Consider the following 24,351-nt stretch of genomic DNA (forward strand, 5'->3'; position numbering starts at 1 on the left):
CGGCTTTCGTCATCTTGGCTCTCCACGACGGGCGGCCGAAAGACTCTCTCTCGGCTACCAACCCGTCGCAAACGGCCTCCCCTCCTCTCACTCTCGCGCGGCCACGAGGCCAAGCATCACGCCGCCTCATGATCGGCCACAACCGAATCCAGCGACGCGGGCTCAATGGGCCCGGGAACGAAGCCGAGCAAATAGTCCGCGGCCTTGCTCGCCTGCGAAGCGGCACGCACGATGGCCCGATTGTCTTCGCGCAGGACTTCAAGCCAGGAGCCGATATAGTCGGCATGGCGCACGGTCGGGACGATCCCGAGCGATGCGCAGCTGAATGCGGAACTCAACTCGGCAACCAGTTCTTCGAAGGCATATTTCTTGGTACCGTAGGATCCGCTCTGGTCGCGATTGAGACGCGAGGGGTGCCCGGTCGCATGACCGAGTTCATGCAAGGCCGTACGGTGCCAGTTGATGGGTTCGAAATAGGCCTGCGGCGGCGGGACCTGAACATAGTCTTCGGCTGTTGCGTAGAATGCGCGATCTCCACCGATCCGAAATGGAATTCCGCTGGCCTTGATCAGGGCGTCGACCCTGGGTTCGATGAGGCCAGCCGGCGGGGGCGGCGCAGCGGCGGCGATGCCATCGGGCAGTTCCTCACACTGATCGATGTTGAAAACGGTAAATCGTTTGAGGAATGGAATTGCCTGCGCGTCCTCGCCGGTCTCAGCGGCGCGTTGCTTTTCGTCATTCGGCACGAAACGATCCGCGTAGACAACGCTGGTGCCGCGCTCTCCCTTGCGAACGTGACTACCAAGCGAGAGCGCCTGGCGGAAGGTGAGCCAACTTTGACCGGTAAATCCGCGTTCGATCACGGCTCCCCAGAGGATGAGGATGTTCACACCACTGTATTGCCTGTTGGTCGACGCGTTTTTCGGCATGGCCAGCGGAGCTTTCGCCGCGGCCGTACCCCAAGGCTGAACCCAGGGGACACGTCCGGCCTCAAGCTCGGCAATGATCCTGTCGGTGATTTCGTTATAGAGGTTCGCCCCGTCCTGGCCGGCGCGCGCGTAAGCAGTAGGGTTTGACATCGCGGGTCTCCGCGACGGGCGCCACGAGCCTCTCTCACAGCTTGTAACCCGTCACGGAAAAACCCAGCCCGCACTCTTACTCTCTGCCTCTAGCGCAATCTTCCCGAGGCCGCAGGGCCCCGACCAGGCGTGCGCCAAGGGCGCATCGCCTCAACGGAAACTGGCACCCGGAGAGCGTGAGCATAGCGACCCGAAGGGGCACGCGGGTCCGAGTGCAGCGACGAGACCGGTTCAATAGCGGCACCCGGGAACGGGGCAGTGATAGCGATCGCCGCAGGCGAGCCCCTTTCCCGAGTGCCCCCGGCGAGGAGCACCAAAGCTCTAGTGCGAGGGATCAAAGCCGCAAGGCCGAGACGCTGCGCGGCTCGGTTCACGAGAGCCCGGTGCGGCTCTTGCCGCACGCGCAAAAACATGAGCGAACGGGATGCAGGCAATGATACGAGAACGGACCAGCATTTTCACCGGAGTCTCACCATTATGGGAGAGAGGCCTGAGGGCGGAGCGAAAGCGAAGACCACTCGCGGGACGTAGCAAAAGAGGCACCCGCAGGAGGGTCAGCATAGCGCCGACGCGTAGCGGCGGGACCCGGGACCGAGTGCAGTCGCGAGACCGGTTAAGAAGGCACCCGACCCGAAGGGCAGTGATAGCGACGCCGGCACGCAATGACGGCGGGCCCGAGGGCGAGTGCCTCCGGCGAGCGACTCAATGCGGCTTCACGTCTGCTTGGTATCAATTTTGCTTTTGTGATAACGTCTCACTCGTGCGCATGTCGATGCACGGCGTGGGCATGTTCACTGAGAGCCAATTCTTACAGAGGACGACATGGCCAAGAAAGCGAAGAAGGCAAAGAAGACCGCGAAGGCAGCCACCAAGAAGGTGGCAAAGAAGACTTCAAAGAAAAAGAAGTAGTCGTATCGGCTACTGATCTATTGCCGCCTCCGGGTCGCAACCCGGATGAATAGCGAGACCTTCCCAAAGGATATGAAGCGTCCTTTGCAGCCGTTCGGTATCGCGGCACGCTAAGATAAGGCCGGACCTTTGTGCAGGTGGCTGCTGCATAAAGGTCCGGTTTTTCGTTTCTGCCCCCGCGAGCACGTGATTTGCTCGGGCGCGAGGGATCAAAGCCGCAAGGCCGAGACGCTGCGCGGCTCGGTTCACGAGAGCCCGGTGCGGCGACAGCCGCACGCGCAAAACGGATAAGACGTCTGAAATATCGGAAAGCAGTTTCTTCAGTTCGTTCTCGCCCACCCTGGCACCTGGCCGGCTGGAAAATTCGGCCTTCGAAAAACCACGAGATCCCACGATCCGGAATCCCAATCGTGTGTTAGCGGTGGGGAACGTCTGCGGGACTAAACGATTCGTCTCAGCGTGGGAGAACCTTTCAATGCTGATGACCAAGCAGAGACGGCCAGTGATCCGCACCCTGCGCGGTTGGGCGATCAACGTGCTGAACGAAGCTGGCGCCATCCGCGAGTGCGAGGAGCACGGTTGGATGCAGGACCGGGCCGATCCGCATGCCCGAGAGCGAGCCTTCGATATCGCCCGTCGAGACCTGCCGGAAGGTGTATCCCGTGAAGCAGCGGAGGCCGCGGTTCGCGGCGTGCTGGACTCGATTGGTGATACTTGCCCAGAATGCCTCCCTGACGAGAAGGACCGGCGCTAGGCCCGACGCCGACCCTCTCCGACTCAGCGGCCCAGCCGTTTCTCTACACGCTTGCGCGAATTGCCGACCGTCTTGACTGCTTTTTTGACCGCGGGTGCCGACCTTCCTTTCTTCTTTGCCTCGTACTGCACTTCGTAGTCCTGCCCGCCAGCCACACGCGCCCGGTCCTGTTTTCGTCCGCGCGCTGTCTTGCTCTTCTTCGCTACCGCCATCGGTGCCTCCTGTTGCGACATCGAAGCAACGTTGCAAGGATTCGCAGGTTCCGGAACGATTTGAACTGTGCAAATTTGAATCGCTGTCGCGTGGAGTTCTTCAGTGGCTTTTCGCGCGCAAAAGGCCGGCGGCTATCGGCGTCAAGGCGCTTTTCCCCGGCTTCATCGGACCGGCCCCGGCCACCTCGAGCGATAAGGTGCCGTCCATGCATTACGCAACACGCTCCGAAGGAATGGCCCTTGAATGAGCCGGACGTCGACCCTGCCCAAGCGCCTACAGCCAATGCTCGCTACGCTCACCGACGCGCCGTTCGACGACCCCGACTGGGTTTTCGAGGATAAATACGATGGCTTCCGGATGATCGCGGAAATCCGGCGGGGCAAGGTTTCGCTGTATAGCCGCAACGGCAAGATCATCAGCCGCAGCTATATCGAGATCGCCAAAGCGCTGGAGGGGGTGAAGGGCGACGCCGTGATCGATGGCGAGCTCGTCGCGATCGGAAAGGACAGCGTCTCGCATTTCCAGCTGCTTCAGAACGCGCTGCGTCATGAAGCCAAGCTCCTGTATTGCGCCTTCGATCTCATGTTTCAGAATACAGTTGACTTGCGCAAACAGCCTCTGCTGGAGCGCAAGGAGCGGCTGAAAGCGATCCTGCCGCGCCACCGGCTGATCGCCTTCAGCAGACACCGCAAAGCGAACGGCACGAAATTCTTCGCCGAGGCCGAGCGGAAGGGTCTGGAAGGCGTCATGGCGAAGCGCGCCGACAGCGTGTATGCATCCGGAAGCCGGACGGCGGATTGGCTGAAGATCAAGACAGCAAAGCGGCAGGAAGTGGTGATCGCGGGCTTCACAGCGCCCAAGCGCACCAGGCCGTTCTTCGGCGCCCTGGTCCTCGCCGTGCGGGAAGACGACACATGGCGCTATATCGGACATGTCGGCACTGGCTTCAGCCACAAGGTTCTGGCAGACCTCCATGCCAGGCTCGTGAAGCTGGCGACCCCTAAATCACCCTTCCCTGCCAAAGTGAAGGACGAGGGCGCCACGACCTGGGTCAAGCCCTCATTGGTTGCCGAGGTCAAATTTGCGGAGTGGACGAGCAAGGGCGAACTGCGCCAGCCCGTCTACCTCGGGCTCAGGTCCGACAAGCGGGCGAAGGAGGTCGTGCGCGAGCAAGAACGTCCGCGCAAATAGCTCCTTCCCTCCGGGCGTAACCCCGGCAAACGGAAGGATTGACGCTCTCCCCTCCTCCGGCTCGCCGCGGTGGGCACTCAGTCGCCTCCAAGGTCGTGGATTTCTGGTCGCATGCCGTCAGGCGTGAGTTCGAGCGTCGCAAACGTGATCGGCAGCTTGAAACGCCGGGGTCCCGCGCTGCCGGGATTCAGATAGAGAACGCCACCGACCCTGTCGATCTTCGGCACGTGGGAATGCCCGGAGACGATGACGTCGATGTCGGCGCCGGGGTTGGCCTTCAGTGTCTTCAGGTCGTGCAGAACGTAGACCGATTTTCCCGCCAGGCGCACAAGGTTCGTCACCGGATATTCGCGGGCCCACTCGCCACTGTCCACGTTTCCGCGAATGGCCGTGACGGGCGCGATGCGGCGAAGCGCGTCCACGATCTCGGGGCGCCCGATGTCGCCGGCATGGATGATATGATCGACGCCCGTCAGGCCTCGTTCCGCCTCGGGCCTCAACAGACCGTGCGTGTCCGAAATGATTCCAATCCTGAACATCATTTCCCAGCGCTCTCAACCGCGATCGCCAAAAGACGATCGACAAAGTCTACCTGAGCGGACAGCATCTTGGTCCGCGCGAGCCCAATATCAAACCATTCTGCGCGGTCGACTTCGGGAAAGCTCTGCCGTCGACCGCTTCTGGGCGGCCATTCGATATCGAACGTATTGCTGGTCAGCGCCGCCGGGTCAAAATGGCCCTCGCCAGCGAATGCGATGACGCGCTTGCCTCCTCGCTGCCGGACTTCCCCCAGTGCCTTGAGTGGACCAATCGAAGCGCTCGGGCCGAGTTCTTCGGCAAATTCGCGTCGAGCGACGTGCTCCGGAGCATCATTGCCATCGATTTCGCCCTTAGGAATGGACCAGGCACCATCATCCTTCTTGCGCCAGAACGGACCGCCGGGATGAACGAGCAATACCTCGAGCCCACGAACGCTCTTGCGGTATGCGAGAATACCCGCACTCAAGATCGATCTCCTGGAAATCTTATTCACCGCAGCCATATCGCTTCTACTTTGCAGAGCACGAGAGCTGGCGAGCCGCCGTCCCGGCATACCGGACCGCGCTCGCCGAGCGCCTGCTTAGCCTCGTCCACGGTCCAATGCACCTACTTCGACCTCGCGGTCGGCCGCCTTCCTGGCGCGCACCGCCCCCCCGCGCCGCCATTAGACGGCCGACGAGATGGTCTCGCGTGACCTCGTCGAGATCGGAATTTGCCATCCGTCAGAGCCTACCGCGGACAACGAAGTAGTGGCCGTCTGGCGTTCACCGGGTGCTTCACGACACCTAAGCCGACTTCCGCTGCGGCTTGGCGGCCGGCTTCTTCGCCGGCTTCTTGCCTGCGATCGGCATCAGCATTTCTTTCTGCCCGGCGGCCGCCTTGCGCGGCTTTTTGCCTGATTTCTTGGGTGCCTCTGTCGCGGACGCGCCATCTCTTCCGATGCTCTTTCGCAGCGCGTCCATCAGGTCCACCACGTTCTCGCCGCGGGGACGCGCTTTCGCGGTGATGGGTTTGCCGGCGCGCTTCTGATTGATGAGCTCGATGAGGGCGGTTTCGTACTGGTCTTCGAACTTGTCCGGCTCGAAATGGCCCGCCTTCTGATTGACGATGTGTTTGGCGAGATCGAGCATGTCCTTGGTGACTTTGACATCCTGAATGTCATCGAAATACTCATCCGCGGCACGGACTTCGTAGGGATAGCGCAACAGCGTTCCCATCAGACCTTTGTCCAGCGGCTCCAGCGCGATGATGTGCTCGCGATTGGTCAGCACCACGCGGCCGATCGCGACCTTGTTCATCTCGCGGATGGTTTCTCGAATGACGGCGAAAGCATCGTGTCCGACTTTACCGTCAGGACGCAGGTAGTAGGGGCGAATGAGATATCGCGGGTCGATCTCGCTGCGGTCGACGAACTCGTCGATCTCGATGGTTCGCGTCGATTCCAGCGCGACGTTCTCAAGTTCCTCCTTGGTCACCTCGATGAACGTATCGGTATCAACCTTGTAGCCCTTGACGATGTCTTCGTTGTCGACCTCCTCGCCGGTGTCGGCGTCGACCTTGGCGTACTTGATCCGATGGCCGGTCTTTCGGTTCAGCTGGTTGAACGAGACCTTTTCGGATTCCGAGGTGGCCGGATAGAGCGCGACCGGACAGGTGACGAGGGAAAGACGCAGGAAGCCTTTCCAGTTAGCGCGGGGGGCCATGCCGGGGGGAACTCCCATACTGATACGGATTCAAGACGAACGACCCGGCTTGGTTCCGACATGCGGCCCGTCGCCCCCGGAGGATTTTTCTCAGCGCCGGCCTGGTCGGACTCGACATTCGTTCCTGTTATGTTCTAATTCGGGCATGACCGACCGACCCGCGAGCTGGCGCATGCCGACCCCGAAACAGATGGAAAAATGGGCCGCTGAAGCTGGCCGTAGACGAGCGCCGTCCGCTGCGGGTCCAGATGCTCCCCTCCGGCCGAATATTGGGAAGCGGTCCTCAAAGACCCTCGCGCCGGCGCGACCGTGACCCATGCCCGACAGCGACGCCTTTCGGAAATCAAGGGCCACGTGCTGCGCGTTTCCTGCCGTCGCTGCGACCGGATCGTGGAAATCCAGACCGCCGATGCCGTCCGCTTGTATGGCGCCAACGCAGTCTGGAAGGACGTGGCGCAGCGGTTGCTCGACAACACCTGCCAGCAGCGCACCGGCCGACATGAAGAAGATGGGTGCTGGCCGGCGTTCGACACGCCGTAGTCGCTCTGGATTTGCCGATCCGATCTCGTTGCGCCTGGATGCCCGGATGGCCCCGAAGTATCACCCTACGCCCCTGTCGGGCGGCGATCGCAGGGCTCTGGCGAAAGAGCTCGGCAAGGCACGCGCGATGGCGAACATCCTGGCGACCCAATCGGCGGAGATGCGGGCCAAGGGCGAGGCGATGATCCAGCAAGCCGACAGGCTGCTTTGCGAAAGCTGGAACGAGCGGATGTGGAGTGACGGCGAACCAATCGATCCGTCGCCGACGATCGATCAGGCCGTGAACGGAGGCTTCCCCTGGCTGGAGATCAGGTGCGCGCGCTGCAAGACGCCGAGCGATGTCGACCTCGCGGCGATGAAGCACCCGCCGACCACCTTCGTGCACGATCTCGCCAGCCGGCTACGCTGCCGCAAATGCGCCAAGGCGGGCCGGCGTCCATCCGCGACTCTGCTACAGTTGACGTGGCAGCCGCGCCATCCTCGAACCGAATCCTGACCGATGTGCAATCTTTATTCGATCACGACCAACCAAGCCGCGATCAGCGCGCTTTTCCGCGTCGTGAACCGATACGTTGGAAATCTGGCGCCGATGCCGGGGGTTTTTCCTGACTACCAAGCTCCGATCGTGCGAAATGGAGCCGAGGGCCGCGAGCTCGCTACGGCGCGGTGGGGAATGCCATCGTCGTCAAAGGCGCTGATGGACGCCACGAAGAAACGAGCCGAGAAGATGCAGGCCAAAGGCAAGGTGGTGGATTTCAAGGAATTGCTCAGAATGGAGCCGGACAGCGGCACAACCAATATCCGCAATGTGAACAGCAAGCATTGGACGCGATGGCTGGGAATCGAAAACCGCTGCGTGGTGCCCTTCAACTCCTTTAGCGAATTCAACAAAGCCGAGGGAGGCGACACCTGGTTCGCGCTCGATGAAAGCCGTCCCCTCGCCTGCTTCGCCGGTATCTGGACCAACTGGACGTCCGTCCGGAAAGTCAAAGAAGGTGAGACAACCAACGACCTCTTCGCGTTCCTCACGACGGAGGCGAATGCCGAAGTCGGCGCCATCCATCCGAAGGCGATGCCCGTTATCCTGACGACGCCGGACGAGGTCGAGACCTGGATGACCGCGGTTAGTGATGAGGCCCTGAAGCTGCAGCGACCGCTTCCGGATGGGTCGCTTCGGATCGTCGCTCGAGGTGTCAAGGAAGATCCGGCGGGATCCGCGACGTGACGGCGGCCGACATAGATGCAGGGTGGCCGCGCGGCTCGGTTCACGAGCGCCCCCGCCCCGCAAGTCGCGCTTACGGATGGTGCCAACCGGTCGGTGCAGGTGTGTAGGGGCGTTACCTCCCGGCGCAAGCCACCGTTGCCCTTGTATCTTCTCGCAACCCCGCGTTAAGTTGAGAAACCTTTTCAGAGCCGTATTTTCGATCACATCAATTCAGGGCACGTCCGCGCATGAGAACTCTTTTTAGAATCGCTGGGTGGAGCATTACCCTAGGCGCATTGGCCTTTTTAACACTCACGACAGCCAACGCCGCCGACGATTGGACGATCAGCGGAATGGTGCTTAGCCCCAACGGCATCATCTCCGATGGCGCAATTGCCGTCTCAAAGCAAATGATCGCCGATGTGGGTCCGAGTGCGTCGATCCCGTCGTCGTCCTCGGCGATCGAAGTCCCCGGCATTATCCTCCCGGGCTTCATCGATCTGCACGACCATCTGACATGGAACGTGTTGCCACGGTGGATTCCAGCGAGGAAGTTCAACAACAGGTATGAATGGCAGGATACCGCAGAATACGACAGGGCCTTGGTGGCCCCACACAACATTGTGCTTGCTGACGCAGCCTGTGAAACCGAGATCTATGCCGAAATCAAGGCGCTCGCGGGCGGCGCGACGTCCGTCCTTGGTGGATTGCTTGCGGACGTCAAACATCCAGACAACGCGAAATGCGTGGCCAGCCTAGCCCGTAACCTGGATACGGCTTCGGGCATACCGTTCAACAAGCCGAACCCTGACCCGAAAGACTCCGTTTGCCCAACCGATGCGACGATCGACCGTACGGTGCTTGATGTAGTGGAGAATGACGTTTTCCCGCTGGAATTGATGCATGGTCGGATGGACTTCCTTCTGTGCGAGCTCAAGGCAGGGACACTGCGCGGCATGGTCGTCCATCTTTCGGAAGGCGCACCGACTGATTCCGCGGCTCATCGCGAATACACCATGCTGAGCAAGGAAATCCTGCGACAGAAGGACTTGAAGACCGGCGTTGAGTCAGCCATCGAGCGAGAAGGCCTGATCCTCATCCATGGCACGGCGCTGCGCGACCTAGATTTCAAGGGCATGAAGGAAAGTAAGGTTGGGTTAGTGTGGTCTCCACGCAGCAACGATGAACTATACGGCTCGACGGTTAATCTTGCCGCCGCCCATCTAGCGGACATCGACATGGCAATTGCTCCGGATTGGAGTCCGTCTGGCAGCGCTGGGATGCTCCAAGAGATGGGCTACGCCGCGCGGCACTATGGCGTGAAGTCCGACGACCTTATCAAGATGGCCACGTCAACACCGGCGAAGATGGCGCGCATCTCAGACTATGTCGGTAGCCTTGCTCCGAACAAGTTCGCGGATTTCGTCGTCGTCAACGTCACAGTCGATCCGACAAAGCCAACCGCTCTCGACCCTGTTGTTAAGGCCACTCCTGCCGACATTGCATTGGTCGTGGTTGGCGGCCAGCCCATCTACGGCGATCCTGCACTGTTGACCCAGCTGCTACCGACTGGAACGGCGGTTGATCAAATGACCGTCTGCGGCGCAACGAAGGCTATCTATCTCGGCCAAAGCGAAGCAGGCCTGCGTGGTTGGGGCATCGCAGACATCAAGAAGGCACTAAATGCGGCTCTTGCGAAAGGAAGCTCGAGCCTGCCTGACATTGAGTGCGACTGATCGCGTCATGGGTCTTCATTCGAAGTCATTGCAGCATCGGTTGGTTCTTTCAACGGTGCTTACAAGCAAAGCGCTCAACTGATCTGTCGGAGTTAGTCTCATGCGAAATGCCGTGCGTATATATTGCGCCATCGCTGTGATCTCGCTGCTTGCGACACTGGCCGCCGCGCGCGGCGACCAACTCACGTTTTCCGCCTGGAAGACGACAACGCCGTTCGATGGTCCTAGGACCTCACATGCCGCGGCTCTCGTCAATAACAGGATCTACATCCTAGGAGGCCTGTATGCTTCGGGAAACAGCTTCACCCTGTACAACGATGTTCAGACTGCGCTTCTCGGGAACGATGGTGCGATCGCCGAAGGCGCATGGGCGAAGACAACGCCCTTCGTCGAGGCGCGCTCGGGAATGGGCGTAACTGTCCACAAGGGCTTCATCTACGTCGTAGGCGGCTTTTCGAATAAGGGGACGCGTGCCGACGCTCAGTACGCCCGCGTGATGCCCGACGGTATGCTTGGGTCGTGGACTACCAGTCCCAACCAGCTCGCTATACCTCGTTCTAATCTCGCGTTGCAGATATACGCCACGACGTCGGGCACGAGCTATCTCGCGGCGATCGCCGGCGTCGGCGAGGTTGGCAAGGATACCGTTCATTTCGATACAATCGAGACCGCAGAGATCAATTCCGATGGCTCGCTCGGCCAGTGGAAACTATGTCCATTTCATCTCAAAGGTGGCCGTTCAGCTCCAGGCGTAGCCGTGAACAAAGGCGTACTTTATGTCGTTGGAGGATGGGGTGACCTGCTAATTGAAGACGTTTTTAGCGATGTCCAATATGCTCCAATCAGGGATGACGGCTGTCCTGACGCTTGGCACACCAATGCAGCCAGACTGAACATGCCGCTGTACGGTCATACAATGACTGTCACGTTAGCGGCTGGGAGGCCGTCGCTCGTTGTGCTCGGCGGTAATGCCGGACAGGGCAACTACTTTAACAACGTGCAATTTGCCCCCCTCGCGCCAGACAGTGAAACCGGGCGGTTTGTGTTCGACACACATCAATTCGCTGTGCCCCGCTGGGGTCAGGCCACAGTGCAATACAACAATTTTCTCTATGTTCTGGGTGGGTCGCAACGCGGAAATGGCGATTATCTGAACGACGTCCAGTTCACCGTCATGGGCAACCAGTAAGACTTCGCTCCCACTGAACGTGTTGCGTGCATCGCGTGTCACCTTCCATGGTAGACTAGAGATTTGCTGCCTCGGGTCCATCCGGAAGCGCCGCCCCACCCGCACTTGAGGGAAAGGAGCCGCCTCCGTCGCACAGGCGTCGGCCGGCGCTTTGCCCCGGCGCGCGCGGCAGTGCCCTCAGAACTCTCGTGGGAATGCTGGGGAATTCGGCCAAGATGTAGACAAAGCGGCAGAGTGGGAGAATGAAAGAGGCACTCGGAGAGCATGAAGCATCGCGACCCGAAGGAGCAGCGGTCCGATTGCAGCGACGAGACCGGTTCAATAGCGGCACCCAAGAACGGGCAGCGATAGCGGTCGCCGCAGGCGGGCACCATTCCCGGGCGCCCCGGGCGACGAGTTCCTCAGTCCTTGCGCGAGGGATCGAAGCCGGATGGCCGAGACGCGAAGCGGCTCGGTTCACGAGAGCCCGCTGCGCAGCAGCCGCACGCGCGCAAACGGAGCAACTCCGCCTAGATTAAACCCAGCGGATCTAGATTTCCTCGCGCGCATGCGTCTGCGCATCATAGATTCTGATCTGAAGCATGGGAAAGCGCCTCTTGAGTTCTTCTCCACCTGCTCTGGCGCCGTCTCTGGTCGCAAATTCGGCTTTGAGTCGGCCGTCCACTTCAAGCCCATAACCAGAAGCCGGCAGTTCACGCGTGGCTGCAACCATTTCATTCCCATTGGTGAGGTAATTGGGAATGATTGGTAGCGTGAGTCGCCCAGACCACGCTAGAGCCACCTACGCAGCAGTGACGATCGGTCATCGCACGTTGTGGATCGATGCTCGCCGCGGAGCCCATCAAGGATGGGCATTTGCATCGGCTTATTTCCGTCGGATCGTTAGCTGCGAGACGTGCACCGGGCGAAGAGCTATCCACAGGCTCCGATGCCTCGCACGATCGCATCCGATAGAGTGCACTCAGGCGCGAACGGAGCGCGGTTTCATCTAGTGGCCATGAACATGACCGATCCCCTGACCCTGTCCGAAATGGCGGCTGTGCTCGAGCAATCGCCGGACTATCGCGTCTTGCGCCGGCTCATTCCGCGATCAGAATTCGCTACGAGCAACGGTGAAGCAGTCAAGACCGCTCTCCTGCTGGATGTCGAAACAACCGGCCTGAATCCGGCCCGCGATCAGATCATCGAGCTCGGAATGGTCAAGTTCGCCTACCTGCCGGACGGCCGGACTACCCGAGTTCTCGATACCTTCAGCTGCTTCAACCAGCCGTCGGTGCCCATCCCCGCGGAGGTTACGGCTCTCACGGGGATTACCGACGAGATGGTCGATGGCCACAGCCTTGACCCGGATCGCGTTGCCGCCTTCGCGGCGGATGCTGTTGTCGTCATTGCCCACAATGCCGCTTTCGATCGCAAGTTCATCGAGCGCTACTGTCCGTCGTTTGAATATCGAGCGTGGGCGTGCTCGGTTAGCGAGATTGAATGGCGCAACCATGGTTTCGAAGGCTCACGACTGCCCTATCTGCTGATGAAGGCGGGCCTGTTTCATGAGGCTCATCGCGCCGTCGATGACTGCCTCGCGCTCCTCGAGATTCTAGCCCTGCAGCTCCCCCATCACAATCGGACTGTTCTTTCCGTGCTACTGGAACGCGCGCGGCGCAAGACCATTAGGATCTGGGCCGAGCATTCGCCGTTCGAGCTGAAGGATGAACTCAAGCGACGCGGATATCGCTGGAGTGACGGCGCCGATGGACGGCCAAAGTCATGGTACATCGATGTCGATGACGGCGATCAAAACGCGGAAATCGAGTTCTTGCAAAAGACGATCTATCAGCGGGAGCTTGAACCGCGCATTCAGAGCCTGACTGCATTCAATCGCTTTTCCGTCAGGGTCTAGTGGGGCGCGGTGCTGCTCGATGCCGAAATCTCTACGAGATCGGCAACAGGTATTGAGGGGATTGTAGGCACAACGCCGGATCAAACGCCTGCGTTGTGCCTATTCATCCGAAGGCGATTGTTCGGTCAGAGACGCCCACCGATCGTCGGGATCCCGATTTCGATTGATGTCCCTTCTACAGTTCATGTAGGCATTGGGGCGACATTCCAAGTGCGAAGAGATGCGATCGCAGATCGGCCTTCTTCAGCAATTGGCGCAGCGGCAGGCAATCAGGATAGTACCGGACGAGTGTAGCCTTAACCTCGTCAAGATTCACAATGTGCCGATCCCAGCTTATGGGTACCACGGCGAGTGCGTCTCCCTCGGGAAGTTCGTGATAGTAGAGATCGAAAAACACGTCATCCGAAAGCTCGTCGCGCTTATATTCACACTGGACCCAGTTATCGAGCTCGCAGCGGATCGCGTCGACGCGTCGGTGAACTCCTGCGCGTGCTCTCGTCCCAATCAGGATCGACTTCAGCAGTCGCCCGACCAGTTTGTGCCCCTCAATCGGCATGCGCGTCTTCGGCCGGCGCTGCGCTCCCGAAAGAAACATGCTATATGGGACCGAGTTGTTGGAGCCGCGCCGCTCGCCAGCTGTTTTGACCTCGCGCGCCTTGGCCTCGATCTCCGCCGCCTGCCCCGGGCTGACGAAGGCCGGCACGATCGGCTTCGACTCGCCATCCCAGGCCGACGCCACGATGGGAGCCGGTGCGTCCGCCAATCGCGAGATAATCGGCTCCAGCAGATACCCCTTGGACATATCGGCCAAGAGAGAGAGCGATGTCCCGCCGTCAGGGCGATACATTCCCTTCCACGGCGAAATCGCGACCACCCAACCGTGTCGGTCAGCCCATTCCTTCTGCTCGCGAGTGATGCGCTGGGCGTAAGGCTCATTGGTGCGGATGAAGGTCTTCGCTGCGGGGTCGAACCACGCTGCATCGTGATCGGAGCCCGGCATCCGATGCTGGACTTGTCCTCTGGGGAAAGATCGTTTCGCCTTTGACGGGACCAATCGGGCCGCCTCAATAAACTGAATAGTCCTGGCGGCCTCGCACGCAGCCTCCCGCGCCGCCTCCTGCGACGACGCGGTATATGTGTCTGCGAGATGATCAGGACCTTCTCGGCGCATCGTACCCAGCCCCCGCGATGCTTTGTATTGCGCCGGCTTAACAAGCGCGTCCAGAGGTCTGCCGAGCGGCATTTTCAGGATCTCACAGCCCGTAACCTTGGTCGTACGATCCCGCCAAAGAACGGAGATGTACAGTTCGGCCGACGGCCCGGGGGCTGCGAGGCCGTCTCCAAGTTTGCGCCGTGCGTGCTTGTAATTTTCGAAGCCGGCCGCCTTTGATGCCTTGTCCAAGGCGACAGCATGCTGAATGCCGTCAGACTTCTTGAATCGCTTGGCGAGCTGCTTGATGCCCTCAATAGAGGACGGACGAATGTGATCGTTCGACACGTCAGGTCTCCCGGCCCTTAGCGAAGCGTCGCCCGTCAACCACCTCTCGAGCCCGACATGACATGGCGGGAACGATTGATCTGGACAGCGCCTCAACGGCTTCGCTACGACGGGCGGCAGGCTCCTGCCGGGAGCCGACTCGAAAGATACCACGACCGAGACCTTCGGGAAAGGATGCACCCAGGATCTGGGAGGACCACAGGTTGCGCTACTGTATTACCTCTCCTGGAGGGACCTGAGATCGTGGCAGCGTCAAACTGAGGGATAGGTTGTGCGGCTCGGCCTGGGGGGAATGAATGCGTATCGTCTACTTGGAAGTAGAAAATTTCCGCGGCATCAAAACGTTGAAATGGGCACCGTCCCCCGGCATGAATTGTCTCATTGGCCCCGGGGATTCGACCAAGACCACCGTGCTGGACGCGATCGAGCTGTGCCTCAATCCCAGGTCCTACATTTTTGCTGACGACTGCGATTTCTTCGATCTCGACATAAAGGCGCCGATCCGGATCACCGTAACGCTTTCTGACCTGCCACCGCACTTCAAGGCCGAAGATCGATATGGGCTCCACCTCCGCGGCTGGGATGCCTCGGCCCAAAAAATCATCGATGAGCCGGGAACAGGCTTGGAGGAAGTGCTCTCGATCAACGTCGTTATCGATCAGACCCTGGAGGCCCGGTGGTCGATACATAATGACAGAATCGACGCGCTCGACAGCGATCCACCGACGGTCCGGTTCAAGGACGCCAAGCAGCTCGCGACGAACCGCCTCGGTCCCTACGCAGAACGACACCTAGGTTGGGGTCGGACCTCGGTGCTTACTCGCATCGGCGAGGCAGGCGATGGCTTCAGCCTGCAACTCGCGGAAGCGGCACGTGCCGCCCGTTCCTCCTTCAAAGCCGGCGACCGGAATGTCTTCAAGAGCGCAGTCGATCGAGCGAAGGAGCTGAGCAAGCTCTTCGCAGTCCCGGTGCGGGGCAAGTTTACGGCGGAGCTCGACGTACAGGGTGTCAGCATCACTTCAGGTGGCATCTCACTTCATGATGGCGATTTGCCATTGCGCAGGCTCGGCACAGGCTCCGCACGTCTCCTTGTATCCGCTCTGCAGCACGACGCCGGTCCTCCGCATGTTGCGATCATCGATGAGATCGAGCACGGCCTCGAGCCGCATCGTATCGCTCGCCTACTGAGATACCTCAAGGCGCCCAAAGCCGCCCCCGACGCGGCACAGCCTCAGATATTTGCAACGACACATTCTCCGGTCGTGATCCGCGAGCTGACTGCGGCCGATATCTTTTCAGTCCGGTCCGTTGCCGGCATCACGACCGTTAAATCCGTTTTTGCCTTTGCAAGGGATTCCGACACAGCACAACGCCATCTCCGAGGAAATCCCGAGGCATTCCTCGCCCGTAAGATCTTGGTTGGCGAAGGTCGTACAGAACAAGGACTCGCCCGTGGCTTGGATGAATGGTGGCAAGCATCCGGCAAGGACCCTTTTGCCTTGCAAGCGACGGTCGCAATCGATGGGGGAGGCAAGGACAATGCGCCCCTTGTCGCCGAACATTTGCGCGATCTTGGCTATAAGGTCTGGCTTCTCTTGGATTCCGACGAAGAACCGAATGCGACAGATCTGGAACGCGCCAAGGCGAAAGGCGTGGTTGTTCACCAATGGCCTGACACGTGCTCGACGGAAGAACGCCTGTTTCTCGACCTTCCCTGGGCGTGTATACGCTCGATGATCGCACTCGCCATTGAATTCAGCAGCATGGAGAGCGTGAGAGCCGTCATCGACAACGCCCTATCCGCAGCTGGGCTTCCTACTGCCACAGCAGTCAGACTCGGCCGTGACCGCGATACCGCGCAGGTCCGGCGCATCCTCGGCAAGGTCGCGAACAACAAGAAATGGTTCAAAACCATCGAGCGCGGCGAACGGCTGGCCGCGCTGATCGGGCCTCATCTGGGCGCTATTTCCGACAAACCTCTCAGCGCAGGTATTGCCGCAATGAGGGAGTGGGTCGATGGCAGTTGATGACGATATTGCCCGGCTCGCCAATAGCATCCGCCGTGGCAGCATTGTCGCTGCCGCTGGATGCGGAAAAACGGAACAGATCGCACTCGCAGTCGGAAGCTCCGATGGGCGCCGGCTGATCCTCACGCACACACATGCCGGCGTCGATGCCTTGACCAGACGCCTGCGCAAGCACCAAGTTCCGACCGCAAAGTACCGCATCGACACCATTGCCGGCTGGTGCTTGCGATTTGCGGCATCCTTTCCACAACGTTCGGGGTTCGCTGGGTTTGTGCCGACTACAAGCGCCCACTGGGACGATGTCTACCATGCCGGCGCGCGCCTGCTCGATAGCGGCGCAGTCGATGGCGTCCTGCTCGCATCCTATAGAGGATGCTTCGTCGACGAATATCAAGACTGCACCAAACAGCAGCATCAAGTTATTTCACGGCTCGCCAACCTTCTGCCGACTTGCGTGTTCGGCGATCCATTGCAAGCGATCTTCGATTTCGGAGATCAGCAACCGGTCGACTGGGATAGCGACATATTCCCCCTGTTTGAGCATTCGGCCGAACTTCTGACACCATGGCGCTGGAAGAACGCGGAAAATCTAGAATTGGCCGAGTGGCTGCAGGGCGTCCGTACCGCCCTTGAGAACGGCAACGATCTCGACCTGCGATCAAGACCACAATGTGTAACTTGGACTTCTCTGCCCGCGGCATCTCAACGCCGTCAGAGAGCCATCGTCGGCGAATGTCTCGCTTCCATGCGCGACCCCGTGCAAGGCAGCCTGATCGTCATCGGCGACAGCACAAGCGAGAACCGGCGTTCCGCACTGGCACAAAAACTCGCCAAGCAGGGCTTTAGCAGCCTCGAAGCAATCAGTTGCAAGACCCTCTACGCCGCCGCCAACACGATCGATCGGACGACCGGGTTGGCCCGAGCAAAAGCAATCGTGGACTTCGCGTCAAAATGCCTGACGGGCCTCGAAAGGGCGGAGTTCCTCAAAGCGCTCGGAGCCCGCCAGCAGGGTCGGCGCCTCGGACAGGCCAAGTTCGGTTCGCTATTCCCGCTCAGCGACGCCGTGATCTCCAGCGGTTCGGAATCGAGCATTCTTGCCCTTCTGCAAACTCTCCACGACAGACCCGGCGTTTATCTGTATCGTCGTGAGATGTTCTACGCGATGCGGTCAGCCTTGCAATTGAAGGCGACGCGCCAACTTGCCACGCTGAGTATCGCGATTTGGGAAGTTCAAAATCGAATGAGGCATGCGGGGCGCCGCCTCGGCGACCGAAGCATCGGCAGCACGCTCCTGGTGAAGGGTCTGGAGTTTGAACGAGCGATCATTATCGCAGAGGATTCGATGACGAGGAAGGATTGGTACGTCGCGCTGACCCGGGCGACGACGAGCATTCGGATCATCTCCCCGGCGGAGCGATTCCTGCCGTCTCGAGATCAAGCATAACAAAGCCGCGCTCTATAAGCAGGTCGGCGACCGGAGAAGATCTATCGATGTATGTTTTGCACATAGGTTGAGTCTCGTCTCCGTACGTGCTCAGGAGTTTCGGCATACGGACCTTAGTGAAGGCAGAGCCATCAGGACGGTTGCCCCTCCCTCTGGGCAGCGGCGATGGATTGGAATGCTTCGTGGATGTCACGAGATCGCCTCGGAAAAAAGGCCCTCATTTCTCCGTCTTCCAGCGGATACTTTTTCAAATTGAAAGTCCCGTGGAGTTCGCGCATTTCATAGAAACGAACAGGCCGTCGTCTGCCATCCAGCGCCGTGACGATAGCGTACTTCACAGCCTCCTTGCAGCGCATTCCGAAAATCACCTCTTCGAGCTCCAGTAGGGAACGCTGCACCCCGCGCGGTCCAATCAAACGCCATTCCTGCTCGTATCGCCAGCTCGTCGCCTTTCGCAACAGAACGGCCTCGTCGACCTGACGACGGGCGTCCTTGTCGCCGTCGAGCATAGCCAGGACTTTGCTGGCATCGACGAGTCGCGTGCCGCCGTACTGAACCTTATGGAGATCATCGAGCGCATCAGGCGGCACCGAGTAGCCGATGCAGACGCCGTGATGCTGATCGCCATAGTGGCTCCACATCAACGGGCAGGTAGCGCGCTGACCCAAAGATACAATGCCCTTGTCATATTGCAGCAGCAGCTCCTTCTCCAGATAGTTGCCGAGCAGAAACTGAAGAGGGTCGTCTATTTCATAGCTTGGGTCGGTCGCGTTGTAGCTTATTTCCGAGATGACCTGATCGGCCTGTAAGCGGCTAAGTCGATCGATATGATCCAGGGTTTTCGGACCTTTGTACCTGATTGTCTGGGCCGCGGCTGTCATCTCCGCGCTCAAACGCCGCTCGACGAGCTGGCGTAGTGCGCGCTCGAGATCCGAGGCAGGAAGATCGGTGTTGAGCGAGGGCCGCGTGTCGAGCGGATCATTGAACGTGCTCGGATCGGCATAAAATAGATTGTCCGCAATGATCATATCGAGTGTGAGATTGTTGAACGCGCGGTACTTGAACAGCCGCCTCGGAATGCTTCGCTTTTCTGCCATTGCTTCCTCTTGAGCCACGATTCGGGTTCGCGGGTTTTGGGTACGAATCGGATAAGTAGCAACACGGTGGGTTTCGACGTAGCACTGCGCAAGGCGGTTCGTATGGGCCAGCGCCCAGTCGCAGGAGGCATCTATCCGCAGCAAGATGTCGGTTGAGATGGAGCCTTTGCCACTCTTTCCTAACATCGGCAGGTATCCAATCGTGGGCTGAATACAGGCGAATCTAGTATTGTTACGCGATCTTGGGACATGCGCCCAGAACACTATGCGTACCCTCAATTTTACGTCCCCATCAATCCAGCAATCGAGGCGCCCAAGTGGCAGCAGTCCATCTCGACTTCCAACGCATTCGTTCCTTCGGAGGGTCTCAAAACTACGCCTTCGAGGAGCTGTGCTCGCAGCTTGCAGCGCTGGAGCCCCGGTCATCGGGTGATGTTTTCTACCGGAAGGGCGTCGGAGCGGACGCAGGCGTCGAGTGCTTTATGCGGCACGGCGACGGCTCGGAGACGGGCTGGCAGACAAAGTATTTCTTCAAATTTGACGCAGGTCAGGTTGCGCAGCTCGACAAGTCCATCGAGCAGGGGCTGGCCAAGCATCCGCGGCTCAACCGGTATATTGTCTGCATACCCTTTGATCTGTTCGACCAGCGTTCCGGTAAAGGCAAGACCCAACTTGAGCGCTGGCGGGATTGGGTCAAAAAATGGCGAGCCGCGGCAACAAAGGCCAAACGGAAACTCACCATCGAGCTCTGGGGGCATTCCGAACTGGTTGAACGGTTGGGCCGCGACAATCCGCTCTATTCGGGCAGGGCGGCTTTCTGGTTCGATGAGACCTTTCTCACTTCTGCGTGGTTTAAGAGCCGGTTTGAGCGGGCACGCGATAGCCTCGGCCAGCGCTATATTCCTGAAACGAACGTCGAGCTGCCTATCCGCCGTACCATCCTCGGCCTGTGCCGTGACCCGGCCCTCGTCAACGAGGTGCAGGCGTGGGGTGAGAAACTGGAAGAGGCCCGTTACGACGTAATCGATCGTCTGAACCGGTTAAACGCGGGCGCGGTACTGGCAGCCGAAATCGCGGCGGTTGAGGCAACGACGAGCGCGCTCAGCTCGCTGTTGTCGGCGACGCCGGATGATCCCGCCTATGTGTTTCCCGTTGAGCGCCTTCAGTCGCTAGGGAGCGATGCGCTGGTTGCGGCCGGGCAAGCCATGCGGACTGTTCGTAATCTCAATCCGCCGCCTCCGAAAAGCGACGATGATGTACGGTACCTGTACCACGAGATGCGCGGGCTCGAGGAAGCGTTGGACGTCATCATCGACGGGGTGGCCGGTGATAGCTGGCGCCTGGTGAACGGCCGACGGGCGTTGGTGACAGGGCCGGCCGGCATCGGCAAATCACATCTGTTCGGGGATGCCGTCGATCATCAGGTCGCGAATGGCCGCCCGTCGCTTCTTATTCTCGGCGGCACGCTGATTGATGACGACCCGTGGGCGCAAATCATCAAGCAGCTTGATCTGCAAATCTCTGTAGAGAAATTCCTCGGCGCCCTCGACGCCGCAGCGCAGGCGGCAGGTGCCCGGGCCGTCATTTTTGTCGACGCCATCAACGAGCGGCATGGAATCGCCATCTGGTCACACCGGCTGGCCGCGTTTCTCAAGACCATCGAGGATTTCCCGCGCGTCGCCCTCGCCTTGTCGTGCCGCTCGACTTATTTGCCGTACATCCTGCCGGCGGGCCCTGGGCCCGATTTGACTCAAGTCGAGCATGTGGGATTTGCCGGCCGTGCGGCAGAGGCCGCCCGCTACTATCTTGATAAGCGCGGCATTGTGCGCATGGCGGCACCGAACCTTATCCCGGAATTTGAGAACCCGCTCTTTCTCAAGACCTGTTGTGACTATCTAGAAAAGGAACAGATTCAGGAATTTCCACGCGGCATGCGCGGGGTAACGGAGATCTTCGGCTTCTACTCGGAAGCCGTTGCAAAATCCGTCGAGCGGCAGCTCGGGCTCGACCATAAGCTTGGCAGGGTCGCCAAAGCGCTGGAGACGCTTGCGGCCGCTTTCGATGAGGGGGAACGCGGCTACCTCGAATACGATAAGGCCGATGCGCTCATGGAGGCCATCGCTCCGGCGCATGGCGTGTTTGAACGAAGTCTGCTCGCCAGGCTGGTCAGCGAAGGAGTCTTGGCGGATGAACCCGTGACGGGAGATGGTGGGGCTATCGTCCCCATCGTGCGCTTTTCGTTCGAGCGGTATAGCGACCATCGCATTGCGCGCCAGCTTCTTGACAAGCATCTTGATGTATCGGTGCCGAAGGATTCGTTTTTGCCGGGGACGCCGTTGGCGGCCTACCTCGAAAACGAGAACGCTTATCAGCATGCGGGCGTTCTGGAAGCGATGGCGGTCCAGTTGCCGGAGCGCTGCGGGCTCGAACTCCCGGACGCCATGCCAAGGCCGCGGAACAAGCCGCTCCTGCTGCGCGTGTTTGTTGGCAGTGTGCTTTGGCGCGAGCAGCGTGCATTCACGCAGCGAACCCTTGATTTGTTGAAGGATGCTTCGCGCTCCTCGGGCCGTAACGAGGCCATGCGCACGCTGCTTGCCGTCGCGAGCGAGCCGGACAATGCGTTTAATGCTGAATATTTGCACGGAAGGCTTGTCAAGCGAGCTATGCCGCAGCGGGACAAGATTTGGTCGATATATGTTGCTCAGGAGGGCGACGAAGAGGACAGCCCCATCGAGACCTTGATTAGCTGGACTCTCCAGAACGGCTTTGAAGTAATCGAAGAGACACGCGCCGAACTTGCCGCCATCGCGTTGAGCTGGCTGTTTACGACAAGCCACCGTCTTATCCGGGACCGGGCTACGAAGGCGCTGGCGGCGTTGCTGGCCACGCGGCTGACAATGGCGGTGAGCCTCATTCGTCGTTTTCAGAATATCGATGATCCCTACATCCTCGACCGTGTCATGGCTGCCGCCTATGGGGCCGCCTTGCAGGGAATGGTGAAGGATGGGTTGGGTGAGCTGGCGGAAGCGGCGTACCGTTGCGTGTTCGATCGCGATGAAGCGCTTGTCCACGTCCTTATTCGTGACCACGCACGCGGAATTATCGAGCTTGCCTATATGAGGGGCGTATTGCCGGCAGGCGTCGATCTAACACGGGCCCGGCCTCCGTATCGCAGCCCATCGGGCATTGAGGATGTGCCGGATGCCGTCATTGCGACCTATGTGCAGGAATACGCCCCAGGAAAGAGCTTTCGCGATGATATCGTGAACTCCAGCGTGAACGACGGAGATTTCGCACGCTATGTTGTTGACGGCCCGGTCGGAAAATTTAGCGCGTTTCCAATCACCCTCATTGAGCAGAGCCAGGAGCAAATCTATCGCAATTGGGTCAGCGATGTGGTTGGCCGGATCCCGAATGCGGAAGCGCGTCTCAGCGAACTCATCGTAGCCTGCGATGCGTGGCGGGCCAATCAGGGACCCATAGCTCCTTTCAGGTTCAAGTTCCTGACCGTCGATGACTCAGGGCAGGAAAAAGATGAAGTCGAAGACAACGGAGATTTTGAAGAAGAGGATGTGAGCCGGTTCGAGCAAGCCGTCGATGAAGCGGAAGCGCGGTTGCGGGCCACTTTGGGTGAGGCCGAATGGCTGGAGTACAATAGCCGGGCTCGCCATGTTGTTCGCAACGATTTGCGCGGCGCAAAGCGTTACTACGTCTGGCCACCATCCTTTGAACGGATGCGGGCGCGGCGTTGGGTTTGCAAGCGTGCCCACGATTTCGGCTGGACACCGGAACTGTTCGGAGAATTTGACCGAAATTACGGGAACAGAGACAGGACGAATCATCGGATCGAGCGCATTGGGAAAAAGTATCAATGGATAGCCTTTCACGAGTTGCTAGCTCGTTTAGGCGATAACTTTTGCTTCGTTGGATCGAGTCGCGACGACGAGCTGCGTATCTTTCAGGGGCCATGGCAGGTGAGCCGGCGTGATATCGATCCCTCCCTTTTTGTCACAAAGAGCCCGAAGGAAGCCCGGCAGAGCGACCGGACATGGTGGATGCCGGCTCAGGTGAACCTCCGCGCAATGTCGCCTGAGGCGCGTCTCGCGTGGCTCGATACGCCGGACGATATGGTCAATGACGCATCGTTGCTAAGCGTGACGGATCCGAAGACGGGCCGGACATGGCTCGTCGTCGATGAGTTCGAGCGCTGGAACTGCTGGGTCATGCGAGAAGGTGAGCGGATGCTCGACCGGCAAACGGCATTTGAGATTCGCTGCTTTCTGGTGCGAGCCGCAGACCGCAACAAGGTTGTACAGGAATTATCCGGCAAGCTATTTAGAAGGCATTCCGATCTGCCTGAACTGGACAAGTCGTCTGACGGCTATATTGGCGAATACCCCTGGCATCCGCTGTATCACGATTTGTCCGCGTGGATGAGCCCTGAAGATTGGAACGGATTGGTCGTTGATATTCAGCTTATGGTTACAGACTATCTCGCGGAGCGCAGTGGTCACGACTATTCAATCGAGGAATCCTTCAGCTTCAGCGTGCCTGCACCGGGGCTGATTGCCGGGCTTGAGCTGCACCTTTCAAACGGGCGGGACCTTTCCTATTCGGATGATGGGGGTACGATACTCTTTTTCGATCCGTCAACGCACGAAGCGGGACCTGGCGCCGCTCTGGTGGACCGTGACGCGTTTCTGTCGTTCCTCGCACGTGAAGGGCTTGAAGCCATCTGGATTATCGCCGGGGAGAAGGAAGCGCACGGCGGAAGAAAGCACCGCGAGGGCTGGGGCGGCTCAAAGAGCTTTACGTCCATCTATTGGCTGGCCGATGGCAAATTCCATCGCAACGATTTTGTGGAACGCGAACAGCCAAGACATGAGCAGCTCGAAAGGTTCTATGATGAGCCCGGCATGCCCGTGCCACCAGCTCGCGCGAAAAAGCCGTCATCCGCATCGGGGGGGAAGAAGAAGGGCTCAACCAGGAAGAGCGGCGCTTCACGACCAGCGCGCACGGCAACAGCCAAGAAGCCTAAGGCCAAGTCAAAGGCCAAGGCCAAGGTGAAGCCGAAGCGCGCAAAGAGAGCGGCGCGGCTAGTGCCAAAGAAGGCAAAAAAAGCGAAGCGGAAGCCCCACCGTTAGGCGGGGTGCAGCATGCTTCGAAGCTGGCAAGTGGTCGCGCTTGTCTTAGAAAGGTCAGCCCGCCTCGTCCACGCGCCGGACAAGGGCGTGGATCAGCACCGTGGTGCAGGGCGCGCACACAGCCGGAGTAGGTTTTTGCGCAGCCCCTTCGAGCCGCTGTAGGTAAGCGGCCCAGTGCTACATGAG

Annotated in this window: 19 protein-coding genes and 1 pseudogene; 11 read left to right on the plus strand and 9 right to left on the minus strand. The window is 59.6% G+C overall.

The genetic code is table 11. From position 1 onward, the window contains the following. Positions 1-116 precede the first annotated feature (116 nt). A complete protein-coding gene (locus CWO91_RS04575; RefSeq protein WP_130212413.1) occupies positions 117-1,079 on the minus strand; it encodes an ArdC family protein in 963 nt (320 codons plus the stop codon). 918 nt (positions 1,080-1,997) lie between these two features. Next, a complete protein-coding gene (locus tag CWO91_RS04580; RefSeq protein WP_130212414.1) occupies positions 1,998-2,327 on the minus strand; it encodes a hypothetical protein in 330 nt (109 codons plus the stop codon). A 136-nt stretch (positions 2,328-2,463) separates the two neighbouring features. Here CWO91_RS04580 and CWO91_RS04585 point away from each other — a divergent pair, with 136 nt between their 5' ends. Beyond that, positions 2,464-2,742 (plus strand): hypothetical protein, encoded by a 279-nt coding sequence (locus tag CWO91_RS04585; protein ID WP_130212415.1) that lies wholly within the window; start codon positions 2,464-2,466, stop codon positions 2,740-2,742. Between the two features lie 23 nt (positions 2,743-2,765). On the opposite strand, the gene CWO91_RS04590 is transcribed toward CWO91_RS04585, so the two are convergent. Further along, positions 2,766-2,954, minus strand: a complete 189-nt coding sequence (locus CWO91_RS04590; protein WP_130212416.1) for a DUF3606 domain-containing protein — start codon at positions 2,952-2,954, stop codon at positions 2,766-2,768. A 244-nt stretch (positions 2,955-3,198) separates the two neighbouring features. Here CWO91_RS04590 and ligD point away from each other — a divergent pair, with 244 nt between their 5' ends. Further along, positions 3,199-4,146: a non-homologous end-joining DNA ligase gene (ligD, locus tag CWO91_RS04600; protein ID WP_130212418.1), complete on the plus strand. Its 948-nt coding sequence runs from the start codon at positions 3,199-3,201 to the stop codon at positions 4,144-4,146. A gap of 77 nt (positions 4,147-4,223) precedes the next feature. Here the strand turns inward: ligD and CWO91_RS04605 are convergent, their stop codons facing one another. The 3 genes from CWO91_RS04605 to CWO91_RS04615 form a co-directional block, all read right to left on the minus strand. Then, a complete protein-coding gene (locus tag CWO91_RS04605; protein WP_130212419.1) occupies positions 4,224-4,688 on the minus strand; it encodes a metallophosphoesterase family protein in 465 nt (154 codons plus the stop codon). Further along, the gene (locus CWO91_RS04610; protein ID WP_130212420.1) at positions 4,685-5,188 is read right to left on the minus strand and encodes an NUDIX domain-containing protein; all 504 of its coding nucleotides are present in this window, start codon (positions 5,186-5,188) and stop codon (positions 4,685-4,687) included. The genes CWO91_RS04605 and CWO91_RS04610 overlap by 4 nt, the downstream gene beginning before the upstream one ends. Before the next feature lie 283 nt (positions 5,189-5,471). Next, positions 5,472-6,389, minus strand: a complete 918-nt coding sequence (locus CWO91_RS04615) for a Ku protein (RefSeq protein ID WP_130212421.1) — start codon at positions 6,387-6,389, stop codon at positions 5,472-5,474. Positions 6,390-6,534: 145 nt separating this feature from the next. Between CWO91_RS04615 and CWO91_RS04620 the strand changes: the two are divergent. From CWO91_RS04620 to CWO91_RS04640, 5 genes and pseudogenes are all read left to right on the plus strand, one after another. Then, positions 6,535-6,929 (plus strand): annotated as a pseudogene (locus CWO91_RS04620) (hypothetical protein). A gap of 46 nt (positions 6,930-6,975) precedes the next feature. Next, a complete protein-coding gene (locus CWO91_RS04625) occupies positions 6,976-7,425 on the plus strand; it encodes a hypothetical protein (RefSeq protein ID WP_130212422.1) in 450 nt (149 codons plus the stop codon). Between the two features lie 3 nt (positions 7,426-7,428). Next, positions 7,429-8,154 (plus strand): SOS response-associated peptidase, encoded by a 726-nt coding sequence (locus tag CWO91_RS04630; protein WP_130212423.1) that lies wholly within the window; start codon positions 7,429-7,431, stop codon positions 8,152-8,154. A gap of 227 nt (positions 8,155-8,381) precedes the next feature. After that, complete coding sequence (locus tag CWO91_RS04635; RefSeq protein ID WP_130212424.1) at positions 8,382-9,869, plus strand: amidohydrolase family protein; 1,488 nt, start codon at positions 8,382-8,384, stop codon at positions 9,867-9,869. A gap of 100 nt (positions 9,870-9,969) precedes the next feature. Further along, entirely contained in the window at positions 9,970-11,058 is a 1,089-nt protein-coding gene (locus tag CWO91_RS04640) for a hypothetical protein (protein ID WP_130212425.1), read from the plus strand. Positions 11,059-11,587: 529 nt separating this feature from the next. Here CWO91_RS04640 and CWO91_RS04645 read toward each other — a convergent pair. Next, positions 11,588-11,770, minus strand: coding sequence for a hypothetical protein (locus tag CWO91_RS04645; protein WP_130212426.1), 183 nt, complete (start codon positions 11,768-11,770; stop codon positions 11,588-11,590). Positions 11,771-12,061: 291 nt separating this feature from the next. On the opposite strand from CWO91_RS04645, the gene CWO91_RS04650 reads away from it, so the two are divergent. After that, positions 12,062-12,955, plus strand: coding sequence for a 3'-5' exonuclease (locus CWO91_RS04650; protein WP_165405223.1), 894 nt, complete (start codon positions 12,062-12,064; stop codon positions 12,953-12,955). Between the two features lie 175 nt (positions 12,956-13,130). Here the strand turns inward: CWO91_RS04650 and CWO91_RS04655 are convergent, their stop codons facing one another. Further along, positions 13,131-14,453 (minus strand): DUF5623 domain-containing protein, encoded by a 1,323-nt coding sequence (locus CWO91_RS04655; RefSeq protein WP_245471120.1) that lies wholly within the window; start codon positions 14,451-14,453, stop codon positions 13,131-13,133. 296 nt (positions 14,454-14,749) lie between these two features. Between CWO91_RS04655 and CWO91_RS04660 the strand changes: the two genes are divergently transcribed. Both CWO91_RS04660 and CWO91_RS04665 read left to right on the plus strand, forming a co-directional pair. Then, complete coding sequence (locus CWO91_RS04660) at positions 14,750-16,480, plus strand: ATP-dependent nuclease (RefSeq protein ID WP_130212428.1); 1,731 nt, start codon at positions 14,750-14,752, stop codon at positions 16,478-16,480. Continuing rightward, entirely contained in the window at positions 16,470-17,924 is a 1,455-nt protein-coding gene (locus CWO91_RS04665; RefSeq protein WP_130212429.1) for a UvrD-helicase domain-containing protein, read from the plus strand. Before CWO91_RS04660 ends, CWO91_RS04665 begins: the two co-directional genes overlap by 11 nt. Positions 17,925-18,055: 131 nt before the next feature. Here the strand turns inward: CWO91_RS04665 and CWO91_RS04670 are convergent, their stop codons facing one another. After that, positions 18,056-19,207 carry a DUF2971 domain-containing protein gene (locus CWO91_RS04670; protein ID WP_245471121.1) on the minus strand — a complete coding sequence of 384 codons (1,152 nt, stop codon included), beginning with the start codon at positions 19,205-19,207 and terminating at the stop codon, positions 18,056-18,058. A gap of 131 nt (positions 19,208-19,338) precedes the next feature. Between CWO91_RS04670 and CWO91_RS04675 the strand changes: the two genes are divergently transcribed. Beyond that, positions 19,339-24,165 (plus strand): hypothetical protein, encoded by a 4,827-nt coding sequence (locus CWO91_RS04675; RefSeq protein WP_130212430.1) that lies wholly within the window; start codon positions 19,339-19,341, stop codon positions 24,163-24,165. The last annotated feature ends 186 nt before the right edge of the window (positions 24,166-24,351 follow it).

The organism is Bradyrhizobium genosp. SA-3 (genome assembly GCF_004212635.1).
Lineage (GTDB): Bacteria > Pseudomonadota > Alphaproteobacteria > Rhizobiales > Xanthobacteraceae > Bradyrhizobium.

Coding starts and splice junctions, on each gene's coding strand:
- ligD (WP_130212418.1), top strand. CDS start 3,199: ATGAGCCGGACGTCGACCCTGCCCAAGCGCCTACAGCCAATGCTCGCT.
- CWO91_RS04670 (WP_245471121.1), bottom strand. CDS start 19,207: ATGTTAGGAAAGAGTGGCAAAGGCTCCATCTCAACCGACATCTTGCTG.
- CWO91_RS04585 (WP_130212415.1), top strand. CDS start 2,464: ATGCTGATGACCAAGCAGAGACGGCCAGTGATCCGCACCCTGCGCGGT.
- CWO91_RS04640 (WP_130212425.1), top strand. CDS start 9,970: ATGCGAAATGCCGTGCGTATATATTGCGCCATCGCTGTGATCTCGCTG.
- CWO91_RS04610 (WP_130212420.1), bottom strand. CDS start 5,188: ATGGCTGCGGTGAATAAGATTTCCAGGAGATCGATCTTGAGTGCGGGT.
- CWO91_RS04625 (WP_130212422.1), top strand. CDS start 6,976: ATGGCCCCGAAGTATCACCCTACGCCCCTGTCGGGCGGCGATCGCAGG.
- CWO91_RS04590 (WP_130212416.1), bottom strand. CDS start 2,954: ATGGCGGTAGCGAAGAAGAGCAAGACAGCGCGCGGACGAAAACAGGAC.
- CWO91_RS04605 (WP_130212419.1), bottom strand. CDS start 4,688: ATGATGTTCAGGATTGGAATCATTTCGGACACGCACGGTCTGTTGAGG.
- CWO91_RS04615 (WP_130212421.1), bottom strand. CDS start 6,389: ATGGCCCCCCGCGCTAACTGGAAAGGCTTCCTGCGTCTTTCCCTCGTC.
- CWO91_RS04635 (WP_130212424.1), top strand. CDS start 8,382: ATGAGAACTCTTTTTAGAATCGCTGGGTGGAGCATTACCCTAGGCGCA.
- CWO91_RS04660 (WP_130212428.1), top strand. CDS start 14,750: ATGCGTATCGTCTACTTGGAAGTAGAAAATTTCCGCGGCATCAAAACG.
- CWO91_RS04650 (WP_165405223.1), top strand. CDS start 12,062: ATGACCGATCCCCTGACCCTGTCCGAAATGGCGGCTGTGCTCGAGCAA.
- CWO91_RS04575 (WP_130212413.1), bottom strand. CDS start 1,079: ATGTCAAACCCTACTGCTTACGCGCGCGCCGGCCAGGACGGGGCGAAC.
- CWO91_RS04665 (WP_130212429.1), top strand. CDS start 16,470: ATGGCAGTTGATGACGATATTGCCCGGCTCGCCAATAGCATCCGCCGT.
- CWO91_RS04630 (WP_130212423.1), top strand. CDS start 7,429: ATGTGCAATCTTTATTCGATCACGACCAACCAAGCCGCGATCAGCGCG.
- CWO91_RS04645 (WP_130212426.1), bottom strand. CDS start 11,770: ATGGTTGCAGCCACGCGTGAACTGCCGGCTTCTGGTTATGGGCTTGAA.